The following is a 24,363-nucleotide window of genomic DNA, read 5'->3' on the forward strand; positions in this document are numbered from 1 at the left end:
CACAAAGAAGTGACGCCGACTCAATATATGAATGTTTTACTTCGACTATTGAGTTAATACCAATAAAGAGGAAACAAAAGATGAAAGGTAATATTAAACGCCATCTACTCGCCGCATGTATCTTAGGCTCTACTGCTTTTGCAGCGCCACAAGTTATGGCTGAAGGTCGTTTGGTTGTTTACTGCAGCGCAACAAATGCAATGTGTGAAGCAGAAACAAAAGCATTCTCTGAAAAATACGATGTTAAAACATCTTTCGTACGTAACGGTTCTGGTAGTACGCTGGCAAAAATCCAAGCGGAACGCAAAAACCCACGTGCTGATGTATGGTATGGCGGTACTTTAGACCCTCAATCTCAAGCTGGCGAAATGGATCTTCTTACTCCATATAAATCTGCACAGCTAGACAACATTATTCCTGAGTTTAAAGATCCTGCAAAACGTAAAGGTAACTACTCTTCTGCGGTTTATATGGGCATTTTAGGTTACGGTGTAAACACAGAACGTTTGGCAGAGAAAGGCTTGGCGATTCCTCGCTGCTGGGAAGATCTGACGAAACCAGAATACAAAGACGAAATTCAAATTGCGGATCCACAAAGTTCTGGTACCGCTTATACCGCTCTAGCAACCTTTATCCAACTTTGGGGTGAAGAAAAAGCGTTTGAATACTTTAAACGTCTAGACAAAAACATTTCTCAGTACACTAAATCAGGTGTAACTCCATCTCGTAACTCAGCTCGTGGCGAAATCGCGATCGGTATCGGTTTCTTGCATGATTACTCTCTAGAGCAATCTCAAGGCGCTCCTTTAGAGCTTATTTCTCCTTGTGAAGGTACTGGTTATGAAATCGGTGGCGTGAGTATGATTAAAGGCGCACGTAACGAAGAGAATGCCAAACTGTTTATTGATTGGGTACTGTCTAAAGAAGGCCAACAACTTGCTTGGCAAAAAGGTAAGTCTTTCCAAATCTTAACAAACGTTGATGCTGAGCAGTCTCCTTATGCTCTAGACCCTAAAAAACTTGATCTTATCGACTACGATATGAGCACTTACGGTGCATCAGACACTCGTAAACGTCTCATCAAGAAGTGGGTAAACGTTGTTAAAATGGGCAACTAAGCCATTCAATATTCAGGCGATGTATGAAGGCTCCAATCTTCTTATCACACTAGCCTGAGTATGAATCGAGCGGCGCTTCGGCGCTGCTCAATCTCCACCTTAAATTTTTTTTGAGGGCTAATTATGTTAGCTCTTAGGTTTCTTTACACTAAATTTTGATTGGTGAATATCATGTCTCAATTAGCAGCAGAGTCAGACTTGAAAAAACGCCTTGAAGATAAGCCACATCGTGACCATATCTTCTATTGGATAATGTCGATTGTCGCCGCTTTCATCCTGTTACCGACTTTCTCACTTGATTATGGGTTACTCGACTCAACGTCTGATGAATTTTTGCAAGCAATGGCATGGAGCAGCACCAACATTGCGTGGCTTTGGTTTGGGCTACCTCTGGTTCTTCTTGTTCGTCCTAAGTACGCTTTGGACAAGTACCATAAATCTCGACATAAGTTTGATATCGGCTATTCCCTGTTTTGTATCCTATTTATTATTGCCTCATCTGCGATAACGGGACATGGTCTGGGTTACTCCACTATTTTCCTTTTTGCCGCGCTCGGCATAGTGCTAACACTTGCATTGGCTCGTTTAGAGTACTTAGGCGGTGACTCGTTTGTCATCGGCTCTTTAGTTACCATTATTGGCTTAATTTCGGCCTTTATTCTTTACCCAAGTATCGCCATTTTTATCCCGATGTTTCAGGACGATATGGGCAACTTTGTCGCTTGGCAATTTATTGAGATCTTATCTCAAGCGCAAATTATCCAAATTATCGGTAACTCCATTCTATTGGGTTCATCCGTTGGGGTGACTGCAACGTTCTTTGGGCTTATTTTTGCTATCTACTCAACTCGTATTGCAGAGAAGTCGGCTTTTATCGCCCGTATATTCTCAATTCTACCGATAGTTACCCCTCCTTTTGTGGTTGGTTTGGGTGTGACCTTAATGCTCGGCCGTTCAGGGTACATTACTGAATTTATGGCGGAGTGGTTTGGTCTACAACAGACAAACTGGTTATACGGTTTTACTGGTATCTGGATGGCTCAGGTACTGGCATTTGCACCTATGTCCTTTATGATCTTGGATGGTGCGATGAAATCACTGCATCCATCGTTAGAAGAAGCATCATATACTTTGCGTGCTAACCGCTATCAAACCTTCTTTGGTGTGGTGATGCCTCTGCTTAAACCAGCACTGGCTAACTCCTTCCTAATTATCTTTGTTCAGTCACTTGCGGACTTCAGTAACCCGTTAGTTCTCGGTGGTAGCTTTGATGTTCTCGCCACACAGATTTACTTTTACATCGCAGGTGCTCAGCTAGATTATGCGTCAGCAAGTACCCTTGGTGCCGTATTGCTGCTGTTCTCTTTGGCTATTTTTGTTATCCAATATATGTGGATAGGCAAACGCTCTTACGTGACCATTTCTGGTAAATCTTACCGCGGTGATGTGCAGCCGTTACCTAACAGCTTACGTACATTTGTTTCCGTCACTCTGTATGGTTGGATGGCGTTTAACATTCTACTTTACGGCAGCATTGTATACGGTAGCTTCACCGTTAACTGGGGTGTGGATTATTCACTAACGTTAGCCAACTACATCAACCTATTTGGTATGGGCTTTGGCGAAGGTGCATGGCCTTCATTGATTAGTACCATGACCTACGCAGGTATCGCGGCGCCAATCACTGCCACCTTTGGTTTACTGATTGCGTATATCGTTGTTCGCCAGCAGTTCCACGGCAAAAAAGTGGTGGAATTTGTCACCATGCTCTGCTTTGCCGTACCGGGTACAGTAGCGGGTGTTTCTTATATCTTGGCCTTTAATGATGCGCCTATTTACCTAACGGGTACTGCTGCGATTGTGGTTATCTCTATGGTGATGAGAAACGTTCCGGTTGGTATACGTGCCGGAGTTGCTGGCCTAGGTCAATTAGATAAATCCTTAGACGAAGCGTCGCTCAGCTTACGCGCCAACTCGTTTAAGACCATTATGTTTATTCTTATTCCACTGCTTCGTCCTGCTATTTTATCCTCGTTGATTTATAGCTTTGTGCGCGCAATGACGACGGTAAGTGCCATTATTTTCTTGGTCACACCTGAAACACGAGTAGCAACGTCATACATTCTAAACCGAGTAGAAGATGGTGAGTATGGTATTGCTATCGCGTATGGCTCTCTGCTGATTTTCGTCATGTTAGCCATTATTTTAACCTTCGACTATTTTGTCGGCGAAGCCCGAATTTCTCGTTCAAAAGCCAAGAACCAAGAATAAGTATTGGAGAAAAAGAAAATGAAAGATAACAGTTTTGTAGTGCTAAAAAATGTATGCAAGCGCTTTGGAGACAATACGGTCATTGGCAACCTTGATCTGGAGATCGAAAAAGGCAGTTTGGTGACACTATTAGGCCCTTCAGGTTGTGGTAAAACCACGGTGTTACGTCTGGTTGCCGGGTTAGAAAAACCCACCAGCGGACAGATATTTATTGATGGTGAAGACGTGACAAATACCTCGATTCAACATCGTGATATTTGTATGGTATTCCAGTCTTATGCTCTGTTTCCTCATATGTCGTTATATGAGAACGTGGCTTATGGCCTCAAGATGATCAGGCTGCCTGCTAACGAGATCAAACAGCGCGTTGAAGAAGCGTTGGATCTGGTGGACTTGAGCAACATGGGTGACCGTTTTGTTGACCAGATTTCTGGTGGTCAACAGCAACGTGTGGCATTGGCACGTGCATTGGTATTAAAGCCAAAAGTGCTACTGTTTGATGAGCCACTAAGTAACTTGGATGCCAACTTGCGTCGTAGCATGCGCGAAACCATTCGTGATCTACAACAGCGCTTCAATATTACGTCACTTTACGTGACTCACGATCAGGCAGAGGCGTTTGCGGTATCTGATACCGTTATCGTCATGAAAGATGGTGAGATAATGCAAGAAGGCTCGCCAGATGAGCTTTATCGCTCCCCTGCTTCTATGTTTATGGCGAACTTTATGGGTGATGCCAACATCTTCACAGGGGACTACCGTAATGAAACGCTGACCATTAATGGATACCCGATCCCGGCGGATTCTGCGGTTGTTGAAGGCTTCCCTGAAGGTGACTACCAGATTGGCGTTCGTCCAGAAGCCATTTTGTTAGCAGGAGAAGGCGAAGCGTGCCAACAGTGCCAAGTAAAAGGCATTGTGTATATGGGCTCGATGTATGAAGTGGCGGTTAACTGGCATGGGCAGGAGTTGTTGTTGCAACTTAACTCGTCACAGTTTGATCCAGAGATTTCCGATCACGCTTACTTAACCATTAACCCAACCGGTATTTTCTTGCTACCAGCTTCGGCTTAGTCTTTGTTACCTAAGCATAATTAATAGTCCAAATGGCGGTTACCTTACATTGGTAACCGCCTTTTTTATCTCCCCGCCTCTCATCATTTCTGTTACCGACAAAAATAACGGTTGCAAATTTTCACCACAGGTATAGTGTTATACCATTATATAACACCAAACATTCTAATCACGCAATTTAAGAGGACACTATGACGGACTGGCACAATAATCAGCCCATTTTTCGTCAGTTGAGTGAGCAGATAACCGATCAAATTTTGCAAGGGGTTTGGCGAGAAGGTCAGGCTCTACCCTCAGTAAGAACCGTCGCGGCTGACTTAAAAATCAATCACCTCACGGTGATGAAAGGTTACCAGCTACTGGTTGATGAAGGCTTGATAGAGAAACGACGCGGTCAAGGTATGTTTGTTGCTCAAGGGGCACTCATCACTTTAAAACAGAAACAAAAGAACGATTTTTTACAGCATCAAATTCCAATGATTGCCACAACCCTTAAACAGCTCGATATGTCACTAGACGATTTTATACAGCAATTAGAAAAACAGATATCAGGTGAACAATGAAACCACTCGTTAGTGTTAACAATGTTTCAAAAAGCTACGCTCAGAAAAACGCGCTACACAGTACCAGCTTTACGCTGCATGCAGGGCAAGTCCTAGGCTTACTTGGCCACAATGGTGCAGGAAAATCGACCTTAATTAATGCCCTGCTTGGTGCCTATCATTACCAAGGTGACATTGATATTAATGGTTTCCACCCCATTAAACATCATGCTCAATTAATGGAACAGCTGGCTTATATCTCGGATGTCAATGTTCTACCTTCGTGGATGAGTGTTGCTCAGTTGCTAAAGTACACCTCTGGTGTGCATCCAAGTTTTGATATTAAGAAAGCGAAGCAGACCTTAGCCAATACCGATATTAAGCTGTCCAGTAAGATTGGTAGCCTATCTAAAGGGATGAAGGTTCAGCTTCATTTAGCGGTGGTCATCTCTACCGATACCAATGTATTGATCCTTGATGAACCTACGCTAGGGCTTGATCTTCTCTATCGGGATACTTTTTATCGCCATCTTCTGCAATGGTTTCATGATGGTGAGCGGGCTCTTATTATCACCAGCCATGAAGTTGCTGAGATCGAGCACCTGCTTACCGATGTGTTGATCTTGAAACAGGGCAAAACGGTATTACAAGAGAGCATGGATAACATTCAACAAAACTACTTTATTCTGGATGCTGCCAATGGCCACAATGCCGCTATTTCTGCATTTCAGCCTCTTTCTAGTCAAGCGGGGCTTGGCACAACCAAGTGGCTATTATCCGCTGAATATCGAGACCAAGTAGAAGGGCTTGGGGAAATACAGCAAGCGAGCCTTGCGGATCTGTTTATTGCACTGCAAAGAGAGGGTGAATAATGCACGCCAGTTTATATATGTTGGAAAAAGAGCTGATAGAGCACAAGCTTGTCACTCGCGTACCCGCTTTTGTATTTGCCTGTTTGTTACTGGTATTTGCCAGCTTCGCATTCCAGTCCGGCGAGAACGTTAGTTATCAAATGCAATTTAGCGGAGATATTAGCCAATCTCTGTCTGTGGATGTCAGTTTGCTTATTGCTTCTGCCAGCGGCCTTCTGTCGCTGCTGCTTACTGCCCTTTATATTCCCAAAACATTACGTAAAGAACGCCAAGAAGGCAGCGCTATGTTTTGGCGTAGCATGCCTGTCTCATTCCAAATGACTCATGGCGTTAAACTGGCCTTTGGTTTAATTGTTATTCCGTTGATCTGTTCGTTATTGGTATTGGCTGCCAACATAATGCTATGGACAATGAGCGCCATGATGGACATTCCTCTCGCGCACATGTTTGAACTCGGCTCGGTTGTCGACATTGTTTTAAACTGGCTAGATTATCTGTTCAGGATGCTATTGGTTGCGCTGGCAATACTTCCGCTAGCTTGTATTGCGTTAATGGTTTCTCAATTGGTTGGCTCCCCTATATTGGTGATGATTGTCGCCAGTTATGCCATTAAATGGTTATCTATTTACCTTGTTGGCTTTTATGGTTTTAGCCAGTTTTTTGATGCCATCGCCTCGTTACCCATGTCGGTATTTTCGAGCCACCCTTTTAGTGGCTTTATCAATGCGGGGGTTGTTCACTTGACTCTTTATTACCTGTGCGGTGCCATCGCCCTTGGCCTGAGTCTAAGACTGAGCCGAACCAACGAAGTCTCCTTGAAAACACTATTTAGGGGCTGATAGTTAGCGGCTGGTGTTTAGTAAGGTTTTTTTAGCAACGGGTATTTAGCAAAGAATAGCGCTGCGACAGCCGACCCAAGTAACAGGCTCAAGGATGAGCCTGTTGTTATTGACCTATTGTTATTTACCTATTGATAATTAGTAAATGGGCATTAAGGTAAACAAGAAGTCGTATCACTGAACCGCCACGATAAAAGCCCTGCATTATCAGTGGCTCTGTAGATCATGAGATATATCGAAAAATAGTTCCATTTTACTTTTAATCACCCTACAACGTAGTAAACTCACAAAAAACGTTAACTGATGAACCAATGAAGATTTTTATAGCTACTACACTGTTTTACTTTAGTTTTCTCCTTTCTCCAGCCGTAATAGCGATGGAGAAAAACAGTGATGTTGCTGTAGATAAAAAGCCCCCTGCTAAGGCAGCTTTTCGCACTAAAAACTGCAAGGCGAACATTGAGAAAAAAGCCAACGATGTAATTTATACCGTTGGAAATGACTGCTCATTTCATAACTTTGTTACTCTTGTCTTACTTGATTACTGCACGATGAATAAGGCGGCAAATATCACCATAACCAATGGTCACTCTTCTCGCTCATACACCATTAATGAAGCTAACTGTCGCAAAATATACTCTGCTCTCAATATCACCACGGAAGCGGAAACAAGCAAAGTAGCATCTTCAACAGAGCCGACATCTCGCCATTCCTCGGCAACGGTCAACGCACCAGTTGTCTCAAGCCAACCTGTCAACAAAGCGGCAATTACCCCTCCTCCAACTGCGCCAGAGAAGAAACTGCAAGGAACACACCTTATCCAATTTTATGCCGGCAACAACCGCCCGAATATGGATAAAATAACCTGCAAGACGGCTAACGCTTCCCTTGTTTTTCTCGGCAACAAATATTATGTCATCTCTGCGCCTTTATCCTACGACAACGCGAAAGCTGAACTTAAAAGACTGAAACGTTCATGCAACTCAAATGGCTGGATTCGCTCTCTAAGTACGGCTGAGTAATCGCTATAGAAACATTCGTTATCTTATTGATTATCAAACAGCTATCACATTAATAAATGGCTATCTGGTATCATTGTTGAATATGTTTTAGAGTATTTATCCTATAAAACCATTGGGTTAATAATAAGTAATGAGAGCTCTCCCCTCTTATTGCATCTTGTTTGCTATACAAAATAATCGTCAGAGATAACATCAATATGAAGAAACCGCGTGGCTTTACCCTGATTGAACTTGTCGTTGTGATCGTTATTCTTGGAATTTTAGCGGTTACTGCTGCACCTCGTTTTCTTAATATGTCATCGGAAGCAAATACCGCTGCAATTCGTGGTTTGTTTGCCTCTTTTCAAAGCTCAGCGCAACTTGCTCATTCAAAGTCTGTTGTTGATGGTAATGACAGCCAGCCAACGTCTACCATTACACTTGATGGAAAAAGCATAAAGATGGTGTACGGCTATCCTGAAGCTTTTACCGGTATAGTTGACGTTAACCATTTAGGCGACGTTGCCGGATACGGAAGTCAAAACAAAAACAGTGAACATGACTGGGTAACCCATCTGTTAGGGCGCACCTATGACGGCGAAAGTCGTAATACTATCTCCATCGCCTCCGGTGCTCTTGTGGGCGATCCAAGCTCAGTAAAAAGTCCTGAACAGACCAAATGTTTTGTCTATTATTATCAAGCCACCAAAACATCGGCGGCACATGTCGCCATAGACACAAGTGGATGTTAATAGAGCTTGATGTGGGTTTATGGCCCTCTGTTTAACTGTTTTCAATTAACAGATAAATAATCTAAACCAGAGAGTTTCAAATCAAAAAAAGCCGGTCATAGGACCGGCAAGATATCTTAAGGGAGGGGGTTTTTACGTTTTCTAACGATATTTATTATTCAATATCAATGGCTTCTGCCAGAAGAGAGACAGGGTGAATACACTCTAAATCTGTATTCTCTTCAATTTGCCATTTACAGGTTTCGCAATCGGTAATGGCTAAATCCGCTTTTTCAGAGGCAATTTGACGGAACAGGCCGCTACCAATGGACATGGATGCGTCATAGTTCTCTTCTTTAAATCCATACGTTCCCGCAGATCCACAGCACTCACTATTTAATACCACCAGTTGTATGCCAGGAATCGCTTTAAGTAATTCAATGGTAAACATGGTATTGCCACTTCTCTCTAAGTGACACGGTGTGTGATAAACCACTTTTTTATTAATTGGTTTCATTTTCGGCGTATTGCCGTTCATAAACTCTTTTAACAGGTAACGAGTGATAAACTGTATTCGGTCAGCAACACGCTCATTATTGACGCCAAGCACATGTGGGTACTCATTTTGTAACGTAAATGCGCAAGTCGATGAGGTTGAAACAATATCACGCTGATAGGTTTCTACTGACTGCTCCAATTGCTTGACGTTAAATTTGGCATTCTGCTGCGCTTTTTTATGAAAACCATTTGCGATTAACGGAACACCACAACATTTTTCACTCTCTAACAGGTGTAAACCTATATTCATCGCATTGAGCACTCGAATAAGATCTTTACCTAATTGCGGGTGGTTATAGTTAACATAACAGCCATGAAAAAAACTCACTGAGCGTTTAAAGCCCGACTGATCAGGGCAGTGTTTTTTATACCATCGACGAAATGTACCATGGGAATATTTCGGCAGTGCTTTATGGTCATGAACCCCCACTGTTTTATGCATGATTTTTTTAACAATCGGCATGCTCGTCGCTGCGTTAACCAGAGGAGCAACAGGTGTCGCCAGCGAACCAAATAAGTCTGTATGGCTAAGAACAAAGTCACGCACTGTTTTTGGGTTTGCTTCTAACTTACCGTACTTACCTCTGGCTACCGCTATAATATCGCCAATTCTGACATTAGATGGACAAGCTGTTTCACAGCGCTTGCAGTTGGTGCAGTACTTTAGAACATCTTCAAAATACTGTGGGTCTTTAATTCTTAAACGCTCCCCATCTGGCCCACACTGTTTGGGGCCCGGAAAGTCAGGATTTGCTTTTGCTACCGGACAGTAGACGGTGCAAACTGTGCATTTTATGCACTGGTCAAAACTGGTATCGTTCGCTACATCTAACATTGGCCAATCTCCAGCATCACTTTGTTATTGTCGTTTTGTGTGATTTTGTCTGAAACAAAATAAGCGGTGGAGATGGCGACACCACCACCAGAGCCTTCCGAGACAGGATTGTAGTGGGCTAATATGGAACCACAGCAATATAGATTATCAACGGTTTTTCCCTTTAATCGAGGTTGAAAATGAGCATTTGTTTCAACACCAAAAGAGATAAACGCGTGAGAATTAGGCGAGAAAAATTGTTCATCATGCCAATCGTTACGTGAGCCCGTCGCGCAAATATCCAAACCAAATACCGGCTCGATAATTTCATTATGTCGCGCTTTCAAGCCATTACTGAAGAAGCTACCACTGGCCAGCACAAAGGCGTCCGCCGTTAATGCATAGTCACGTAAATTCTTGGTCCAAATTGATGTTAGCTGCAAGCCGTGCTCTGTCTGCGAAAACTCACCTTCTGTTACGCAATCGCCTTTTAGCAACACGCCGCCCAATTTTATAAACTGTTTCTCTAACGTCTCTTCTAAGCGAATCCCCATCAGAGACGGAGGCATGGTGGGCACTTCATGGAAGTTTAATCCTGTGTATATCTTTAGCCTTTGCAACGTCTCTAACCCATCATTAGTTCCCAGAATAGCAGGGATGATCACCAGATCTTTCGCCGTCGCACAACTGCCAATTTGGTTAGCAAAGTTGAAGAAATCTTGATCATTGCTGAGCAACTTAGCGAAATCGGTAGAACGATAGTTATTGGTATGCTGCGTTTGGTTTTGCTTATTTTCCAATGAAATAGTCGCACTAACCATGGGTGTGTTTTTAAATAGAGGGTTGGCGGTTAAGTTATCTGCCACCACATTACTTTGGAAATCACGGAAACCCTCTATAGATAGGATAACAACCCTTTCAAACTGATGCTGAGTGGCGTTGTAGCCAATCTGTTCAACAAAGGGCTGAGACAAAAAGGTACTTTTTAGCGTGCCTAGTGTGGTGATGCGTTGATGGTTTTCGTTATCTTCTCGTTGTTTTAACGCCAGTCCAGCACCGCTCATCATCTCGGTAAACCAGTTGATAGCGTTAGAGACACACTCTCCCCCCACTTTGGCAAATGGATGTTCAGGATATTCGTTAGCAAATCGACTGATCGCTTGAAAAGGGGCTCTAACTGGCGTGCCTGAAGGCGTCACCGAAAGCAGTTCAACAGAGCCTGATGAGAAATGCAGCGCACTTCTACCGTTATTGATGATTGCAGTTTTATAGCCTTTTTCTAAACAGCGAATAGCAGAAGTATATCCCGCCATACCGCCACCAATAACAATCACATCATATTTCATTTTTTCTCTCCTGTTTCAACAGGCGCTTTGCTCGCTGTGGTATTGGATGCACCTAACAGCCCTTCATAAATCCAGTAGCTAAACTCTGCTTCGCGCAATGCATCACCCCAAAGAACAGGTTTGGTTCCTTTCCACCTCTCTTCCATAAAGTCCACCAGTAACTGGCTGCATTCGGTGCCATTCATATCACCGAATTCATTAAACAGACCCGCCGCCCTATAGGTACAGAGCTCACCTTGGCAAGGCCCCATACCCAAACGAGTACGACGACGAAGATCTTCTATGTTTTTCACATCCAGTTGTTTAACGGCGTACTCAACTTCTCCTTCGGTCACCATCTCGCACTCGCAGATGATCGACTGGCTTTTTTTGTCATCTTTCAAAAATGAGAGAGCTCTTTCACCATGACGATATACCGCAGACTCGTACACTGGCTTGGCAATACTGGCATTACGCTTAGGTGGCTTTTGCTGTTCGTTAGACCCTGGTAACGGGCGAGAAGCGGTTGTACAAGGCGTATTGTTACCCAGTTTATTCGCCACAATGTCGGTAGCTTGCTCTGCCATTAACCGATAAGTCATCAGTTTGCCACCAGTGATGGTGGTTAAACCGTTAAGGCCATCTTTTTCTGCGTGGTCGAGCAATACAATGCCGCGGCTTATATTTCGTCCCGATTCATCGCCATCGACGGCGATCAATGGACGAACCCCTGCATAGGCTCTTAGTACTCGGGTATTTTGCATGATCGGAGCGAGTTTGGCGCCTTCTTCGAGCAGGCTATCAATCTCACTTGGTTTAATCTCTAGGTTATTGATCTGGTCATACTCTATCTGCTCAGAGGTAGTACCAATGAGAGAAATCGTATCGCCGGGAACGAGAATATCGGCATCAGAAGGTTTTCTGCAGCGGTTAATCACTAAATTGTTGATGCGATAATCTAAAATTAACAACGACCCTTTGGCCGGGAACATCTTGATACTGAGATCGGCATACTCACAAATGTTTTGTCCCCAAATGCCTGCTGCATTGATCACTTCTCTGGCATATATCTCATACGCATGGTGAGACTGTCGATTGAAACACCGAACACCAACAATGGTGTCGCCTTCTCGAATAAGAGACGTCACCGTGGTATGTGTGAACAGTCGAGCGCCGTGTTCTTTTGCATCTAACACGTTTGATGCGCATAAGCGAAATGGGTCAAGCGTTCCGTCAGGTACTTTTATTGCACCTAACATGTCTGGATTTGCGTTAGGCTCAACCTTCAGAGCTTCTTTAGTTGTTAGCTGTTGTGTCTCGATACCTGCGGCACTACAAGCAGTAATAAACTGCTGCTGAAAGCTAATGTCGTCTTCCGGAAGAGTAATAAAGAGGCCACTGGTATCTTCAACACAATGACGAGCAATGTTTTTTAAAATACGGTTTTCCTGAATACACTCTTTTGCGGAGTGAGGATCCGTCACGGCATATCGCGCCCCTGAGTGAAGCAGCCCATGATTCCGTCCGGTGGTACCTGAGGCTATATCTCCCTGCTCTAATAAGATGCAGTTGATACCTCTTAACGCACAGTCGCGCATAATTCCGGTACCCGTCGCGCCTCCACCAATAATAACAACTTCTGTCTCAAATCGAGTATGTGTATTCATAACGCGCTCAAATATGGTTAATTACTCTTCTAAACGAACATTTTCGCTTTCGTTTATATTCTAGTAAAAGATGAACGAACATTGCAACGTTTATTATTGTCATATTTCTGTAACGAATTTAATAAATTTTAACATACAAAAATTAGCCATTAATACTATTAAGTTACATGTTTACTAGTCATTTAATATTTTTAGCCGTGAAATAAATAAAGTGAATCTAGCTCGCAAATTTTATTTTTCAGTAAGGCATAATTTGCTCGTTCGAACATATACAGTTCGTTTACATCCAATAACTCTAATATAGGTCATTCATAATGTTTGGTATATTTAAGCCTAAAGCTCATATTGAGCGCCTACCTGAGGGTCAAATTGACTCTAGCTATACGCGCCTCAGATGGCAGCTATTTATGGGAATCTTCTTCGGTTACGCTGGGTACTATCTTGTAAGAAAAAACTTTAGCCTCGCAATGCCGTTTCTTATTGAGCAAGGATTTACTCGTGGTCAATTAGGTGTAGCTCTTTCTGCTGTATCTATTGCTTATGGTTTATCTAAGTTCTTAATGGGTAGTGTTTCTGATCGCTCTAATCCTCGTTACTTCTTAAGCTTTGGTCTATTAATGTCCGCCGCTGTAATGTTCTGCTTTGGCTTTATGCCTTGGGCAACTGGCAGTGTGACCGCGATGTTCGTTTTACTATTCCTGAATGGTTGGTTCCAAGGTATGGGCTGGCCTGCGTGTGGTAGAACCATGGTGCACTGGTGGTCACGTAAAGAGCGTGGTGGCTTAGTTTCTGTTTGGAACGTTGCGCATAACATTGGTGGTGGTTTAATTGGTCCTATGTTCATCTTGGGCCTATGGCTATTTAATGATGATTGGCACACGGCATTTTATGTTCCTGCATTCTTTGCCACTCTGGTTGCTATTTTTATCTGGTTCACTTTACGTGATACACCTCAATCTTGTGGTCTTCCTGCAATCGAAGAGTACAAAAATGACTACCCTGATAACTACAGTGAATCCAACGAAATAGAGATGACAGCGAAAGAAATTTTCTTTAAGTATGTCTTCAACAATAAGTTGCTTTGGTCTATCGCTATTGCTAACGCATTTGTATACATGATTCGCTACGGTGTACTGGATTGGGCTCCAACTTATCTTTCTGAAGCAAAAGATTTCAGTGTAGATAAATCTTCTTGGGCTTACTTCTTGTACGAGTGGGCTGGTATTCCAGGAACACTACTGTGTGGCTGGATTTCAGATAAATGGTTTAAAGGTCGTCGTGCTCCAGCTGGTATCCTATTTATGGTACTAGTAACAATTGCGGTACTTGTATACTGGTTTAACCCTGCGGGTAACCCTGGTATCGATATGGCGGCATTGGTTGCTATCGGTTTCTTAATCTATGGTCCTGTAATGCTTATCGGTTTGTACGCTCTAGAGCTAGCACCGAAAAAAGCGGCAGGTACTGCGGCGGGTCTAACTGGTCTCTTTGGTTACCTAGGTGGTGCGGTTGCGGCTAACGCCGTGCTAGGTTACACCGTTGACCACTTTGGTTGGGACGGCGGTTTCATCCTTCTAACAGCGTCTTGTGGTATCTCTATCCTATGTCTTGCTTACGCATACTTCGGTGAGAAAAAATTCCATAAAGAAAAAGAAGAGCAAGAAAGATTAGAAGAAGCAAACGCTTCAGCATAATCTCACTTCTCCCTACATAATCAAAAGCTACTATATTCGCTATAGTAGCTTTTTCTTTTTCAGGGCCGAAAAACAGTGAGGCTATTTATTGGGGGCAGCTATACTGATTCTTGCCGTAGAATGACTATGCCTTCAAATCAGTGCCTTGATCAGCAGTCAATAAATTCTCGCTGAACAAGCACCTTGAGGCCACTTGAGTATATGACTAGCGGTTTACGAAAGGACATAAAAAAAGCCCTGATCATTGCCAGAGCTTAGTCTTCTAATTCAGTTTCCCATTAACGCGTTTTACGTTAAATCAGAGCGAATTCAGGCTATAAGTTCACTATTTCAATGATGGTATCACTCTCTTCCAGAATAGACGCCAACGGCTCTGGCGGAGCTTGATCAGTAATCACTAAGTTAATTTCCTTTAGGTTACCCAGTTTTACCATAGCATTACGACCAAATTTCGAATGATCGACACCAAGAATGGTTTGGCGGCTATTCTCGATGATGGCCTTTTTCACTCTTACTTCATGGTAATCAAAATCCAGTAACGAGCCATCAAAATCGATACCACTGATGCCTAAAACACCAAAGTCTAGTCTAAACTGAGAAACGAAATCTAGCGTCGCTTCACCCGTTACTCCACCATCAATGTTTCTAACTTCTCCACCGGCGAGTATGACTTTAAAATCACTGCGCTCCATCAATATGGTGGCGACATTGATGTTGTTAGTTACCACCCTTAAATCACAATGGCTAACCGTTAATGCACGAGCAACGGCTTCGGGAGTAGTTCCAATATCAATAAACAGCGTTGACCCATTTGGAATATGTCTCGCTAAGGTAGCACCTATTTGTTCTTTCTGCTTCGGGTGCATCACTTTTCGGTTGTTATAACTTGAGTTTTCGGAGCTGGATGAGTTAGTTGCCCCCCCATGGGTACGGCGAAGTTTATTCTCTTCAGCCAACTCATTTAGATCACGACGAATTGTTTGAGGGCTAACATTAAACAACTCAACTAGTTCGTCGGTATTAACCTCTCCATTTAGTTCAACAAGACGTACAATCTCATTGTGTCGCTGTTCTGCTTTCACTACTGTTCCTTCATTATGAAATTTTTAGTTAACTAAGAAATAGTACACCTGTGTCTATTTCAATGCCAATTAATTCCACAATATACTCAAGCAGCTATACTTGCTGATAATATCCCGGTACGCGAAACCAGCGACGGCACACATCAAGAAAGTAACCGTAAAGAACACCCAGCACGCTAAACATAGCGATGCTACTCGTTACTGCAGCAATAATCTGCTCCTCACTCGCTCCAACTACCATCAAAATAGCGATATAAACAGGAGACTGAAACGCAACAAATGCAAAAAGGTCTGCGCCATTTTTCATTAATCGAGTTGTCGATAGTTTTGCCGCCAATTTCATTATCTTATCTCGAAATATCCCATACGGTAACGCGATCAAAATATTAACGGGAATGGCTAGTGTGCGTGATGCTAATGAGGTTTCAAAACTTATTCCTGAGATAACCACTTCAGTAATCATTCCTGTCACAAAGCAGAAAACCACCATTGCAAACATGTCTGCTGCGACATTTCTAACGCTAAAAGGACTGCGCGCTTTCATTCTTCACTCACCACCGATATATTTAACTGCATAATATGCAAATAGCCAAAACATTTAACTGGGTTTGTGATTACTACCCAGTCACATGCGCTATTAAAACAGATTTATACCAGTTTTAAATTCCATTTTTCAACATTTGTTTTGAATTTTTCACTATATTTGAATTGAGAACCAGATAGATTCACTACTTTGACTGATCGATTACAGTTAGATATACCGTCAAAAATTTGTGCTAAGAATGGTTTTTTCTCTTACGCCGAATGAAGAGTGGCTCATGCTTATGCTAGAATCGAATTAATATTCACTCATGGATTAACACTTTGACCTTACAACAACTACTTGAGCAACCAGAACTGCAAGACAAATTACTGAGCGAAGCACAAACCTATGGTTTTGTTACTGCGATGGCAGCAGCGCCAAATGTATTGGATCCGACTGAATGGCTACCGTTTTTATGGGGAGGTGAAGAGATCGCCCCTTTCCAAGAACCGGCACAGTTAGAAGATTACGCAGATTGCATTATTGCGATGTGGAATAAAGCTCGCCCTGCCCTACTTGAAGGCACTTGGCAGTGGCCAGAAGGGTGCACGCTCGATGAGGAAGAGATTGTCTCTTCAGCAACAAAAGAGTTTACTGAAGGGGCATTACAAGGCTGGCAGTTGGCGAGAGACGACTGGGAAACATTGATGCCAGAAAATAGTGAAGATAATGCCTTACTTGGCGGTGTGATTCTTTCATTAAGCATGTTGTTTGATCCTGAAACATCATTAATGACTTTAAAAGAGCACGGTATGGAAGGATTGGAACAGTTTGAAGAGATTTACAACGCGATTCCAACCATGTTGTGTGGTTTAACTCAGCGTGGAGTTACGTTAGCAGAGCAGCAATAGTTTTCACTTGTTTCAGCATAATACGAACAATAAAACGCAGTTAAATAAAATGGCCACACTTCAAATCAGTGTGGCCATTTTTTAATTTAACCCATTTAACCCTTTTTCTCATTCGGCTAAATGTCTAATTGAATAAAGTGACGCGGTTATGCGTTACCTTTTACTTGCAATTGCAACTGTTCGGCAAAGTCCAGCATTCTATTAAGTGGAATGAGCGATTTCACTCTTATCTCTTCATCGACAAAAATTTCGTGTTCGCTTGCCCCTTCCGTTAAGGCATTTTCTATTGCTGCTAGTCCGTTCATTGCCATCCAAGGACAATGAGCACAACTTCTACATGTGGCTCCTGCGCCAGCAGTAGGAGCTTCCATTAACTCTTTCTCCGGAACCAGCTGCTGCATCTTGAAGAAGATACCTTTATCTGTCGCAACAATAAGCTTTTTATGCGGTAACTCTTTCGCCGATTTAATCAGTTGGCTGGTTGATCCCACCGCATCTGCCAGCTCAACAACTGAGGCTGGTGATTCAGGGTGAACAAGAATCGCCGCGTCTGGATGCTGGGCTTTCATATCTTTCAATGCTTTCGCAGAAAACTCATCATGAACAACACACTCTCCTTGCCACAGCAGCATTTCTGCACCGGTTTTATTGGCAATATAGGAGCCTAGGTGACGATCGGGACCCCAGATTATTTTGCTATCTTCTGCATCAAGATGGTCAACAATTTCTAAGGCGATACTTGAGGTGACGACCCAGTCGGCTCTCGCTTTTACTGCAGCAGACGTATTGGCGTACACCACTACGGTATGATCAGGGTGAGCATCACAAAACTCGGTAAACTTGTCCGCTGGGCAACCCAAATCTAGTGAGCATTCCGCTTCAAGGTTCGGCATTAGAATGGTTTTTTCAGGCGTTAAAATTTTGGCCGACTCTCCCATAAAACGCACACCTGCAATAATCAGAGTGCTGGCGGGGTGACGGTTACCAAACTTAGCCATCTCCAAAGAATCACCAACAAAGCCTCCAGTACTTTCAGCTAATGCCTGTATTTCAGGATCAGTGTAATAGTGGGCAATCAGTACCGCATCTTTCTCTTTGAGTAAACGAGAGATGTTTTCAACGTGAGCGCTCTTTTGCTCATCTGTAAGAGGGATCGGTTTTGCAGGAAAGGGATATACGGGTGTTTCAATCAAATCAAGTATGTGACTCATTGCTCTTGCTCTATGCAACTTCCTATAATCCGAGCATTGTATACCCAATTTAAACAAAACTTAACTAGATTTAAGTATGAGATAGGGCCAGAGCAACGACTGCTGCTACTGGCCCTATTTTTAATTGGTGATTAATGACACCACGATACTCAAGCAACCTTAGGGAGCTTAACTGTATACACTACTTTAGTTTATCTTGTGCCGCTTTTGCTGATGCGCTATTCGCGTGCTCTTTAATCACTTGCTGATAATACTGTTTAGCCTGATCAGGCTGGTTGTTTCGTTTAGCAAGATCACCAAGCTTAACCAAAGAATCTGCGCGTTTGGTCGACTTCTCATACGTCACAACTTGAGCAAAGCTCTTAGCCGCTTCTTTGTCCATCTTTTTAGCAAAGTAGAGTTGGCCTAACCAGTAGTGAGAGTTGGGCGTAAAGTTAGAGTTAGGGAAATTTGCTTGGAAAGCCGTAAAGGCTTCGATCGCACCCGTATAATCTTTCTTCTTCAAAATCAAATCAACCGCATTTTTATACGCCGTCTCTTCATCAACATCTGAAGTAAATGTGCCCGTTGTGCCTTCTTCTACTTTTGCAGCATCAACTGGAGCCGCAGTGGTTGGCGTTTTAACTTCATTACGAAGTTTATCGAATTCGATAAATAGCTCTCTTTGACGTTCAAGCATCTGCTTCATGTCATAGCTATTTCGTTCTACCGTGCCTCTTAATTCATCAAGTTCCGCCGTCATATCGTCTATTTGCTGTTGCAATTGAAGTTGCACAGTAGCGCGATTACGAAGTAAGCGCTCTAAACGCTCTACATCAGTTTCAGGGGAAGTCGCTTGATTGGTTACCGAGGAGGTAGAAGTAGTACTGTTTAATTCTGATACTGGAGCAGGTGCGGCGAATGCAATATTCGCCGCACTTACCAGTAACGTAAGCGAAACAGTTCGCTTTAAGTTACTGCTCATGAGGTCTATCCTCAATCTTGATTAGTATACGATAACCGCACGACGGTTTTTCGCATAAGCTTCTTCACTCTGACCAAGAACTAGTGGCTTCTCTTCGCCATAGCTAGTAATAGCGATTTGGTCAGCCTGAACACCTAGTGCTTGTAGGTACTTAGATACAGCTTCTGCACGACGCTCGCCAAGTACGATGTTGTACTCTGGAGTACCACGCTCATCAGCATGACCTTCTACTGTTACTTTGATAGATGGGTCTTTGCTTAGGAATGCAGCATGTGCAGCTAGCATGTCTTCGTAGTTGCCCGCAACAGTTGCATTATCAAATGCAAAGAATACTGTTTGGTTTTCACGAAGAGCTTGCTCTTTTAGTTCTTTCTCAGAAAGTTGAGAGTCTTGCCCTACTGGCGTTACTACTGTACTGCCATCTTTATTTGTGCTCGAAGATGAAGAACCTGTTGCTTCATTGTTTGAGCTACAAGCTGTAACTGCTAGGATTGGTAGCGCAATTAGTAGCCCTTTAAGAACCTTGTTAAGTTGCATTTTATTTCTTCCTTATTTATCAAAACTTAGTTGCTACAAAAACGGTGACCAGGCGGGAGCTCTAACACGCCCATTTGTTGCCGGTAATCTAGCCTTAAAACGACCATCTATCGATACTAGAGAAAGTATGTTTTTCTTTCTATAGATCGAACTGTATATGACCATTCCACCATTAGGGGCAATGCTTGGAGATTCGTCCAGTAATGTTTTAGTGAGTACTTGAACGGCCCCAGTCTCCAGATCTTGTTTCGCCAAATTAAACCCTGTTGATGAACGATTCACCATTATCATGAAACGACCATCGGGTGTTATTTGACCACCCAAATTCTGGCTACCTTGCCAAGTTAAACGATTCGTTGAACCGTCCTGTAAATTTACTCGATAAATCTGAGGTTTACCACCCCGATCAGAGGTAAATATAAGAGATCGACCATCTGGATACCAAAATGGTTCTGTATTATTTGATCTACCGCGCGTTATTTGTTTCAGTTTGCGGGTTTTTAAGTCGAGTGTGTAAACCTGAAGGCTGCCTGTCTTTGACAGCACAATGGCCAAGGATTTGCCATCAGGTGAAAATCTCGGTGCGCCGTTGTGGCGAGGAAATGAGGTCAGTTTTTCTCGTTTGCCGGTATAAATATCCATAATGAATATTTCTGCTTGGCCATTTTGGAAACTAACATAAGCCAACTGACGACCGTCTGGCGACCATGCCGGAGACATTAGCGGTTGCTTAGAACGAAGTACTAACCTTTCGTCATAACCATCGTAATCTGCAACTCGTAGCTGAAACTTGTACTTGTCATCATCATTTGCAACCACGTAGGCAATACGAGTTAAAAACGCGCCACGCTCGCCGGTCAGTTGCTCATAAACAAAGTTCGATATCTTGTGCGAGTATTTACGCAACTGCTTTGCAGTTAATGGGATTGATTTTTTGTGGAATAGAATATGGTCTTTAGACAAAACCAAATTGCCGTTTTCATCCAGCCCTTTACTCTGCCCATTGGTTAATTGGCCACGAACCACATCAACTAGTTGATAATCAATAACGTACTTGCCGTCTGCATTTTGGCTAACGGTGCCGGTCAGCAGAGCATCCACGCCAAGAGAGATCCAAGAAGAGAATTTGATTTCACTATCTGTGTAAGGCGTTTGCGGCATTTTGTTCACCGCCACCGGGCTAAATTTACCACTACGCTGCAAATCAGAAGATATGATCGACGAAATATTTTGTGGTAACGGTTTATTGCCTTGCCACTGAAATGGCACAATGGCGATAGGCCTTGCTGAGTTAACCCCTTCAGTGATCACCAGTTCTAAAGCTGCGTTGGCATAACCAGCAACAACAATTAGTAATCCTGCAATTATTTTCTTTATCACTACTGTTCCCTCTTCCCTGTTACTCTGGTGCAACAGTTAGATTTATATCTCTCAATTTCGCCACCACATCTTTATCTTCTGGCAGCGGAAAACTGGTTACGTTAGCAACGGCCCGTTTCGTTGCTTTACACACGTTATTATCACCACCCAGCACTTTTACATCACTAAGAATGGCGTCTCTACCCGTTGGAAGCAATCGCAAATTAACTCGGCATGATTTGCCTCGAAATGACTCTTCCGTTAATAATTTACTTTGAATGAGCTGAGCATAAATCGCCCCATACCTGTCCACTTCAGAAGCGACAAATTTTTGCTTCGCGCTAGAGTTTTGCGACGCTTCTTGTTCAAGACCGGCAAAGATATCCCCTAACGCAGCTTCTTGCTCTTTACGCTCTTTTTCTAGCTGCTTGAGTTTCTCTTGCTCCTTGCGTACTTTTTCTTCCGCAATGGCACGTTCTTTCTCTTTCGCTATGCGATCGGCTTCAGCTTTGGCGGCTTTTTCTTTTTCGATGCGCGCTTTTTCCTGAGCTTGCTTAACCGCTTTCTCTTTTTCAACACGTTCTTTTTCAGCTTTCGCTACCGCTTTCTGCTTGGCTACACGCTCTTGTTCCGCTTTTTTAACTGCGGCTTCTTTTTTCTTCCGCTCAGCTTCGGCTTTTGCGAGTTGATCTTTCTCTTTACGTAGTTTCTCTTTTTCTTGACGTAATTTTTCTTGTTCAGCCTTGCGCTGCTTTTCTGCTTCTCTTGCCGCTTTATCGGCTTTAGACTTATCTTCTTGTAATTTACGAATTCTGGCTTCTTCCGCTTTTCTGTTCTTCTCTAATTGCTCTGCCTGTTTCCGCAACTTATCTAAACGATCTTGTTCAACTTTGGCTGCTGATTCTCTTTTCTTGCGAATCTCATTTGCCTGCTGTCTCACCATATTAGGGTCGATAACTACCGCTTGCACCAAGCTTCCTGTCGGTTCAGGCTTCGACATATTAAAGTCGGTTCCCCACAGCAAAGCAGCAACAAGCAAAAGGTGCAGTGTCACTGAAATAACGATTGCCGATGTGAAATTTTTATTATTTTTCATCTGCCGCTTAACTTATTCCTTGATATCCGTTAGCAAGCCAACTTTTTCAATTCCAGCCTGATTAAGCTCATCTAGCACTAATACTATTTCTGAATATGGTGTGGCGGCATCGCCTCCGACCGCAACAGGTGACGTCGCTGATATTGAGCGTTCCGCTTTCACTCTGACAATAAGCTCTTGCAATGATAGTCCTCGCTGAACATCTTCATTGTTGACACTCAAACCAAGATTACCGTCTTGGTCTATTTCAACAATAATAAAGCTGGCATTATCATCACCTGCCAATTCTGACGCGGGTTTCGCGGATGCTGTAGCGGGTAGCTCAACATCTACCCCTTGGGTAACAAATGGGGAGGTAACCATGAAGATAATGAGTAGTACCAACATAACGTCGATATAGGGAACAACATTAATTTCCGCGGTTAACTTTCGTTTCTTTGGTTGATAACCCGCCATGCTTAGTCCTTATCGCTCATCGCTTGACGGTGAAGGATACTATGAAACTCTTCAGAGAATGTGGCGTAAGTATGTTCCAACTTACTGACTCGGTTACTCAGGTTGTTATATGCCATTACCGCAGGGATCGCAGCGAATAGCCCCATCGCAGTGGCAACTAGCGCTTCAGCGATACCCGGTGCAACCATGGCTAATGTCGCCTGCTTCACTTCGCCTAAGGCGATAAAGGCGTGCATGATGCCCCAAACTGTACCGAATAGACCAATGTATGGGCTTATGGACCCTACAGTCGCAAGGAAAGGCAAATTGGTTTCTAGTGAGTCGACTTCTCTTGAGACACTCACTCTCATAGCACGACCCGTCCCATCCATAACCGAGTCACCCGATGAGCCGGATGTTCTTCTTAGTCGAGCAAATTCAGTAAAGCCGGAGTAGAAAATCTCTTCCGTACCGGAAATATCATTTTTTCGCTCTTTTACATTTTGATAAAGCTTAGACAAGTCTTGTGTAGACCAGAACTTATCTTCAAATTCATTTGCTTCTTTTATTGCTGTAGACAACACCTTGCTGCGTTGAATAATCATGGCCCAAGATGCCACTGACATGCCCAGCAAAATAAGCATGACACATTTGACCAACATGCTGGCTTGCAAAAATAGGTCTAGAATTGATATTTCAGCGTTCACTCTGCTATTAGCTCCGCAATTATTGAGTTTGGAATGGCTTGAGGTTTCATTTTTTGACTATTGACGCATGCTACCTTAACCGAGGCTTTGCACAACGTGCGTCCTTCAAGATTGACAATTTGCTGACAAAAAACCAGCGATGCTCGCTTCAATTCGGAGATATTAGTGACCACAGTTAGCTGATCATCCAATTTAGCACCCTGTATAAAATCAATGTCCATATGACGAACAACAAATCCAACTTCTTGTTCAAGTAGTCCTTGTTGAGAGACACCAACTGAGCGTAACAGTTCCGTTCTTGCCCGTTCAAAAAATTTCAAATAGTTTGAATGATAAACGACACCACCAGCATCAGTATCTTCATAATATACCGTTACAGGCCATTGAAAATCGGATGTTGTTATTCCCTGCACTATTCGTACCAAAGCGAAAATAAAAATAATGGATAACTATACCTTATCAAAGGGGATTAGTACGCTACTGAGAAAGTTTTTTTTCTAGAAATGATAAAAAACAGAAGCAAAGCCAAAAACTTTGCTTCTGTTTGCTGTTTTTTTAACCCAACAGAAAGTTGCTACTAGGGTCTATTGATTGTTTCACAACACATTTTGTTCAGGTTATTTATACCCATACATAACGGATAGTAAGGTAGCAGAGCACTGCAAAGGAAAGGTAAGGACTAAAAAACAGTTTCCAAAACCATGCCCTAGGCACAAAACCGATGCCAACAATCACACCAGTACAAACCGACCAAATCAACAAAGGCGCAATCACTGCATTAAAACCACCAATCGCTTGTGCGTAGAGCGTTGGCTCCCACATAACAAGCCCTGCATGGCCAATCGCCAATACAAAGATTAGTGCGCGCAACAGCGCACTATTCTCAATAGGTTGATGCGCTTTGACAACTTGGTCAATCAGCTTACTCACTGTCTTTATCCATCATCTCACTGTGTTCTAACCACAACGCATTCACAATACCAAATGCACATGCCAGTAATACACCTAAAATCCATGCGAAATACCACATAT

Annotated in this window: 25 protein-coding genes; 10 read left to right on the plus strand and 15 right to left on the minus strand. The window is 43.0% G+C overall.

Annotated elements, in window-relative coordinates; translation table 11 throughout:
• Positions 1 to 80: 80 nt before the first annotated feature.
• The 8 genes from F0227_RS09735 to F0227_RS09770 all read left to right on the plus strand — a co-directional run bounded on the left by F0227_RS09735 (position 81) and on the right by F0227_RS09770 (position 8,469).
• Entirely contained in the window at positions 81 to 1,118 is a 1,038-nt protein-coding gene (locus F0227_RS09735; protein WP_171753000.1) for an ABC transporter substrate-binding protein, read from the plus strand.
• Positions 1,119 to 1,289: 171 nt separating this feature from the next.
• Complete coding sequence (locus F0227_RS09740; RefSeq protein WP_171753001.1) at positions 1,290 to 3,389, plus strand: iron ABC transporter permease; 2,100 nt, start codon at positions 1,290 to 1,292, stop codon at positions 3,387 to 3,389.
• Positions 3,390 to 3,407: 18 nt separating this feature from the next.
• Entirely contained in the window at positions 3,408 to 4,463 is a 1,056-nt protein-coding gene (fbpC, locus tag F0227_RS09745) for a ferric ABC transporter ATP-binding protein (protein WP_171753002.1), read from the plus strand.
• A 191-nt stretch (positions 4,464 to 4,654) separates the two neighbouring features.
• Positions 4,655 to 5,026 (plus strand): GntR family transcriptional regulator, encoded by a 372-nt coding sequence (locus F0227_RS09750; protein WP_171753003.1) that lies wholly within the window; start codon positions 4,655 to 4,657, stop codon positions 5,024 to 5,026.
• The gene (locus F0227_RS09755; RefSeq protein ID WP_171753004.1) at positions 5,023 to 5,877 is read left to right on the plus strand and encodes an ABC transporter ATP-binding protein; all 855 of its coding nucleotides are present in this window, start codon (positions 5,023 to 5,025) and stop codon (positions 5,875 to 5,877) included. The genes F0227_RS09750 and F0227_RS09755 overlap by 4 nt, the downstream gene beginning before the upstream one ends.
• Positions 5,877 to 6,716, plus strand: coding sequence for a hypothetical protein (locus F0227_RS09760; RefSeq protein ID WP_171753005.1), 840 nt, complete (start codon positions 5,877 to 5,879; stop codon positions 6,714 to 6,716). Before F0227_RS09755 ends, F0227_RS09760 begins: the two co-directional genes overlap by 1 nt.
• A gap of 311 nt (positions 6,717 to 7,027) precedes the next feature.
• Positions 7,028 to 7,738 (plus strand): hypothetical protein, encoded by a 711-nt coding sequence (locus F0227_RS09765; protein ID WP_171753006.1) that lies wholly within the window; start codon positions 7,028 to 7,030, stop codon positions 7,736 to 7,738.
• Between the two features lie 197 nt (positions 7,739 to 7,935).
• Positions 7,936 to 8,469, plus strand: a complete 534-nt coding sequence (locus F0227_RS09770) for a type II secretion system protein (protein WP_171753007.1) — start codon at positions 7,936 to 7,938, stop codon at positions 8,467 to 8,469.
• Between the two features lie 154 nt (positions 8,470 to 8,623).
• Here F0227_RS09770 and glpC read toward each other — a convergent pair whose 3' ends face one another.
• The 3 genes from glpC to glpA are packed head-to-tail and all read right to left on the minus strand — an operon-like array spanning position 8,624 to position 12,812.
• A complete protein-coding gene (glpC, locus tag F0227_RS09775) occupies positions 8,624 to 9,841 on the minus strand; it encodes an anaerobic glycerol-3-phosphate dehydrogenase subunit GlpC (protein ID WP_171753008.1) in 1,218 nt (405 codons plus the stop codon).
• Entirely contained in the window at positions 9,835 to 11,166 is a 1,332-nt protein-coding gene (gene glpB / locus F0227_RS09780) for a glycerol-3-phosphate dehydrogenase subunit GlpB (protein ID WP_171753009.1), read from the minus strand. The genes glpC and glpB overlap by 7 nt, the downstream gene beginning before the upstream one ends.
• Positions 11,163 to 12,812, minus strand: coding sequence for an anaerobic glycerol-3-phosphate dehydrogenase subunit A (gene glpA / locus F0227_RS09785; RefSeq protein WP_171753010.1), 1,650 nt, complete (start codon positions 12,810 to 12,812; stop codon positions 11,163 to 11,165). Before glpA ends, glpB begins: the two co-directional genes overlap by 4 nt.
• Before the next feature lie 314 nt (positions 12,813 to 13,126).
• On the opposite strand from glpA, the gene glpT reads away from it, so the two are divergent.
• Positions 13,127 to 14,506, plus strand: a complete 1,380-nt coding sequence (gene glpT, locus F0227_RS09790) for a glycerol-3-phosphate transporter (RefSeq protein WP_171753011.1) — start codon at positions 13,127 to 13,129, stop codon at positions 14,504 to 14,506.
• Between the two features lie 314 nt (positions 14,507 to 14,820).
• Here the strand turns inward: glpT and F0227_RS09795 are convergent, their stop codons facing one another.
• Both F0227_RS09795 and alaE read right to left on the minus strand, forming a co-directional pair.
• Complete coding sequence (locus F0227_RS09795) at positions 14,821 to 15,588, minus strand: DeoR/GlpR family transcriptional regulator (protein ID WP_171753012.1); 768 nt, start codon at positions 15,586 to 15,588, stop codon at positions 14,821 to 14,823.
• Between the two features lie 94 nt (positions 15,589 to 15,682).
• Complete coding sequence (gene alaE, locus F0227_RS09800; RefSeq protein ID WP_171753013.1) at positions 15,683 to 16,132, minus strand: L-alanine exporter AlaE; 450 nt, start codon at positions 16,130 to 16,132, stop codon at positions 15,683 to 15,685.
• Between the two features lie 320 nt (positions 16,133 to 16,452).
• On the opposite strand from alaE, the gene F0227_RS09805 reads away from it, so the two are divergent.
• Positions 16,453 to 17,022 (plus strand): UPF0149 family protein, encoded by a 570-nt coding sequence (locus F0227_RS09805; protein ID WP_171753014.1) that lies wholly within the window; start codon positions 16,453 to 16,455, stop codon positions 17,020 to 17,022.
• A gap of 146 nt (positions 17,023 to 17,168) precedes the next feature.
• Here the strand turns inward: F0227_RS09805 and nadA are convergent, their stop codons facing one another.
• From nadA to cydX, 10 genes are all read right to left on the minus strand, one after another.
• Positions 17,169 to 18,233, minus strand: a complete 1,065-nt coding sequence (gene nadA, locus F0227_RS09810) for a quinolinate synthase NadA (protein WP_171753015.1) — start codon at positions 18,231 to 18,233, stop codon at positions 17,169 to 17,171.
• Positions 18,234 to 18,414: 181 nt separating this feature from the next.
• The gene (gene ybgF / locus F0227_RS09815) at positions 18,415 to 19,197 is read right to left on the minus strand and encodes a tol-pal system protein YbgF (protein ID WP_171753016.1); all 783 of its coding nucleotides are present in this window, start codon (positions 19,195 to 19,197) and stop codon (positions 18,415 to 18,417) included.
• Positions 19,198 to 19,218: 21 nt separating this feature from the next.
• Positions 19,219 to 19,734 carry a peptidoglycan-associated lipoprotein Pal gene (gene pal / locus F0227_RS09820; RefSeq protein WP_171753017.1) on the minus strand — a complete coding sequence of 172 codons (516 nt, stop codon included), beginning with the start codon at positions 19,732 to 19,734 and terminating at the stop codon, positions 19,219 to 19,221.
• A gap of 33 nt (positions 19,735 to 19,767) precedes the next feature.
• The gene (tolB, locus tag F0227_RS09825; RefSeq protein WP_171753018.1) at positions 19,768 to 21,114 is read right to left on the minus strand and encodes a Tol-Pal system beta propeller repeat protein TolB; all 1,347 of its coding nucleotides are present in this window, start codon (positions 21,112 to 21,114) and stop codon (positions 19,768 to 19,770) included.
• Between the two features lie 19 nt (positions 21,115 to 21,133).
• Positions 21,134 to 22,189: a cell envelope integrity protein TolA gene (gene tolA / locus F0227_RS09830; protein ID WP_171753019.1), complete on the minus strand. Its 1,056-nt coding sequence runs from the start codon at positions 22,187 to 22,189 to the stop codon at positions 21,134 to 21,136.
• A gap of 12 nt (positions 22,190 to 22,201) precedes the next feature.
• Entirely contained in the window at positions 22,202 to 22,645 is a 444-nt protein-coding gene (gene tolR / locus F0227_RS09835) for a protein TolR (protein WP_171753020.1), read from the minus strand.
• 2 nt (positions 22,646 to 22,647) lie between these two features.
• Positions 22,648 to 23,331, minus strand: a complete 684-nt coding sequence (tolQ, locus tag F0227_RS09840) for a protein TolQ (protein WP_171753021.1) — start codon at positions 23,329 to 23,331, stop codon at positions 22,648 to 22,650.
• Complete coding sequence (ybgC, locus tag F0227_RS09845; RefSeq protein WP_171753060.1) at positions 23,328 to 23,765, minus strand: tol-pal system-associated acyl-CoA thioesterase; 438 nt, start codon at positions 23,763 to 23,765, stop codon at positions 23,328 to 23,330. The genes tolQ and ybgC overlap by 4 nt, the downstream gene beginning before the upstream one ends.
• Before the next feature lie 187 nt (positions 23,766 to 23,952).
• Positions 23,953 to 24,261: a cyd operon protein YbgE gene (ybgE, locus tag F0227_RS09850; protein WP_171753022.1), complete on the minus strand. Its 309-nt coding sequence runs from the start codon at positions 24,259 to 24,261 to the stop codon at positions 23,953 to 23,955.
• Entirely contained in the window at positions 24,254 to 24,361 is a 108-nt protein-coding gene (cydX, locus tag F0227_RS09855) for a cytochrome bd-I oxidase subunit CydX (RefSeq protein WP_171753023.1), read from the minus strand. Before cydX ends, ybgE begins: the two co-directional genes overlap by 8 nt.
• Positions 24,362 to 24,363 lie beyond the last annotated feature (2 nt).

It is taken from the genome of Vibrio sp. 99-8-1, from assembly GCF_013114595.1.
Taxonomy (GTDB): Bacteria; Pseudomonadota; Gammaproteobacteria; order Enterobacterales; family Vibrionaceae; genus Vibrio.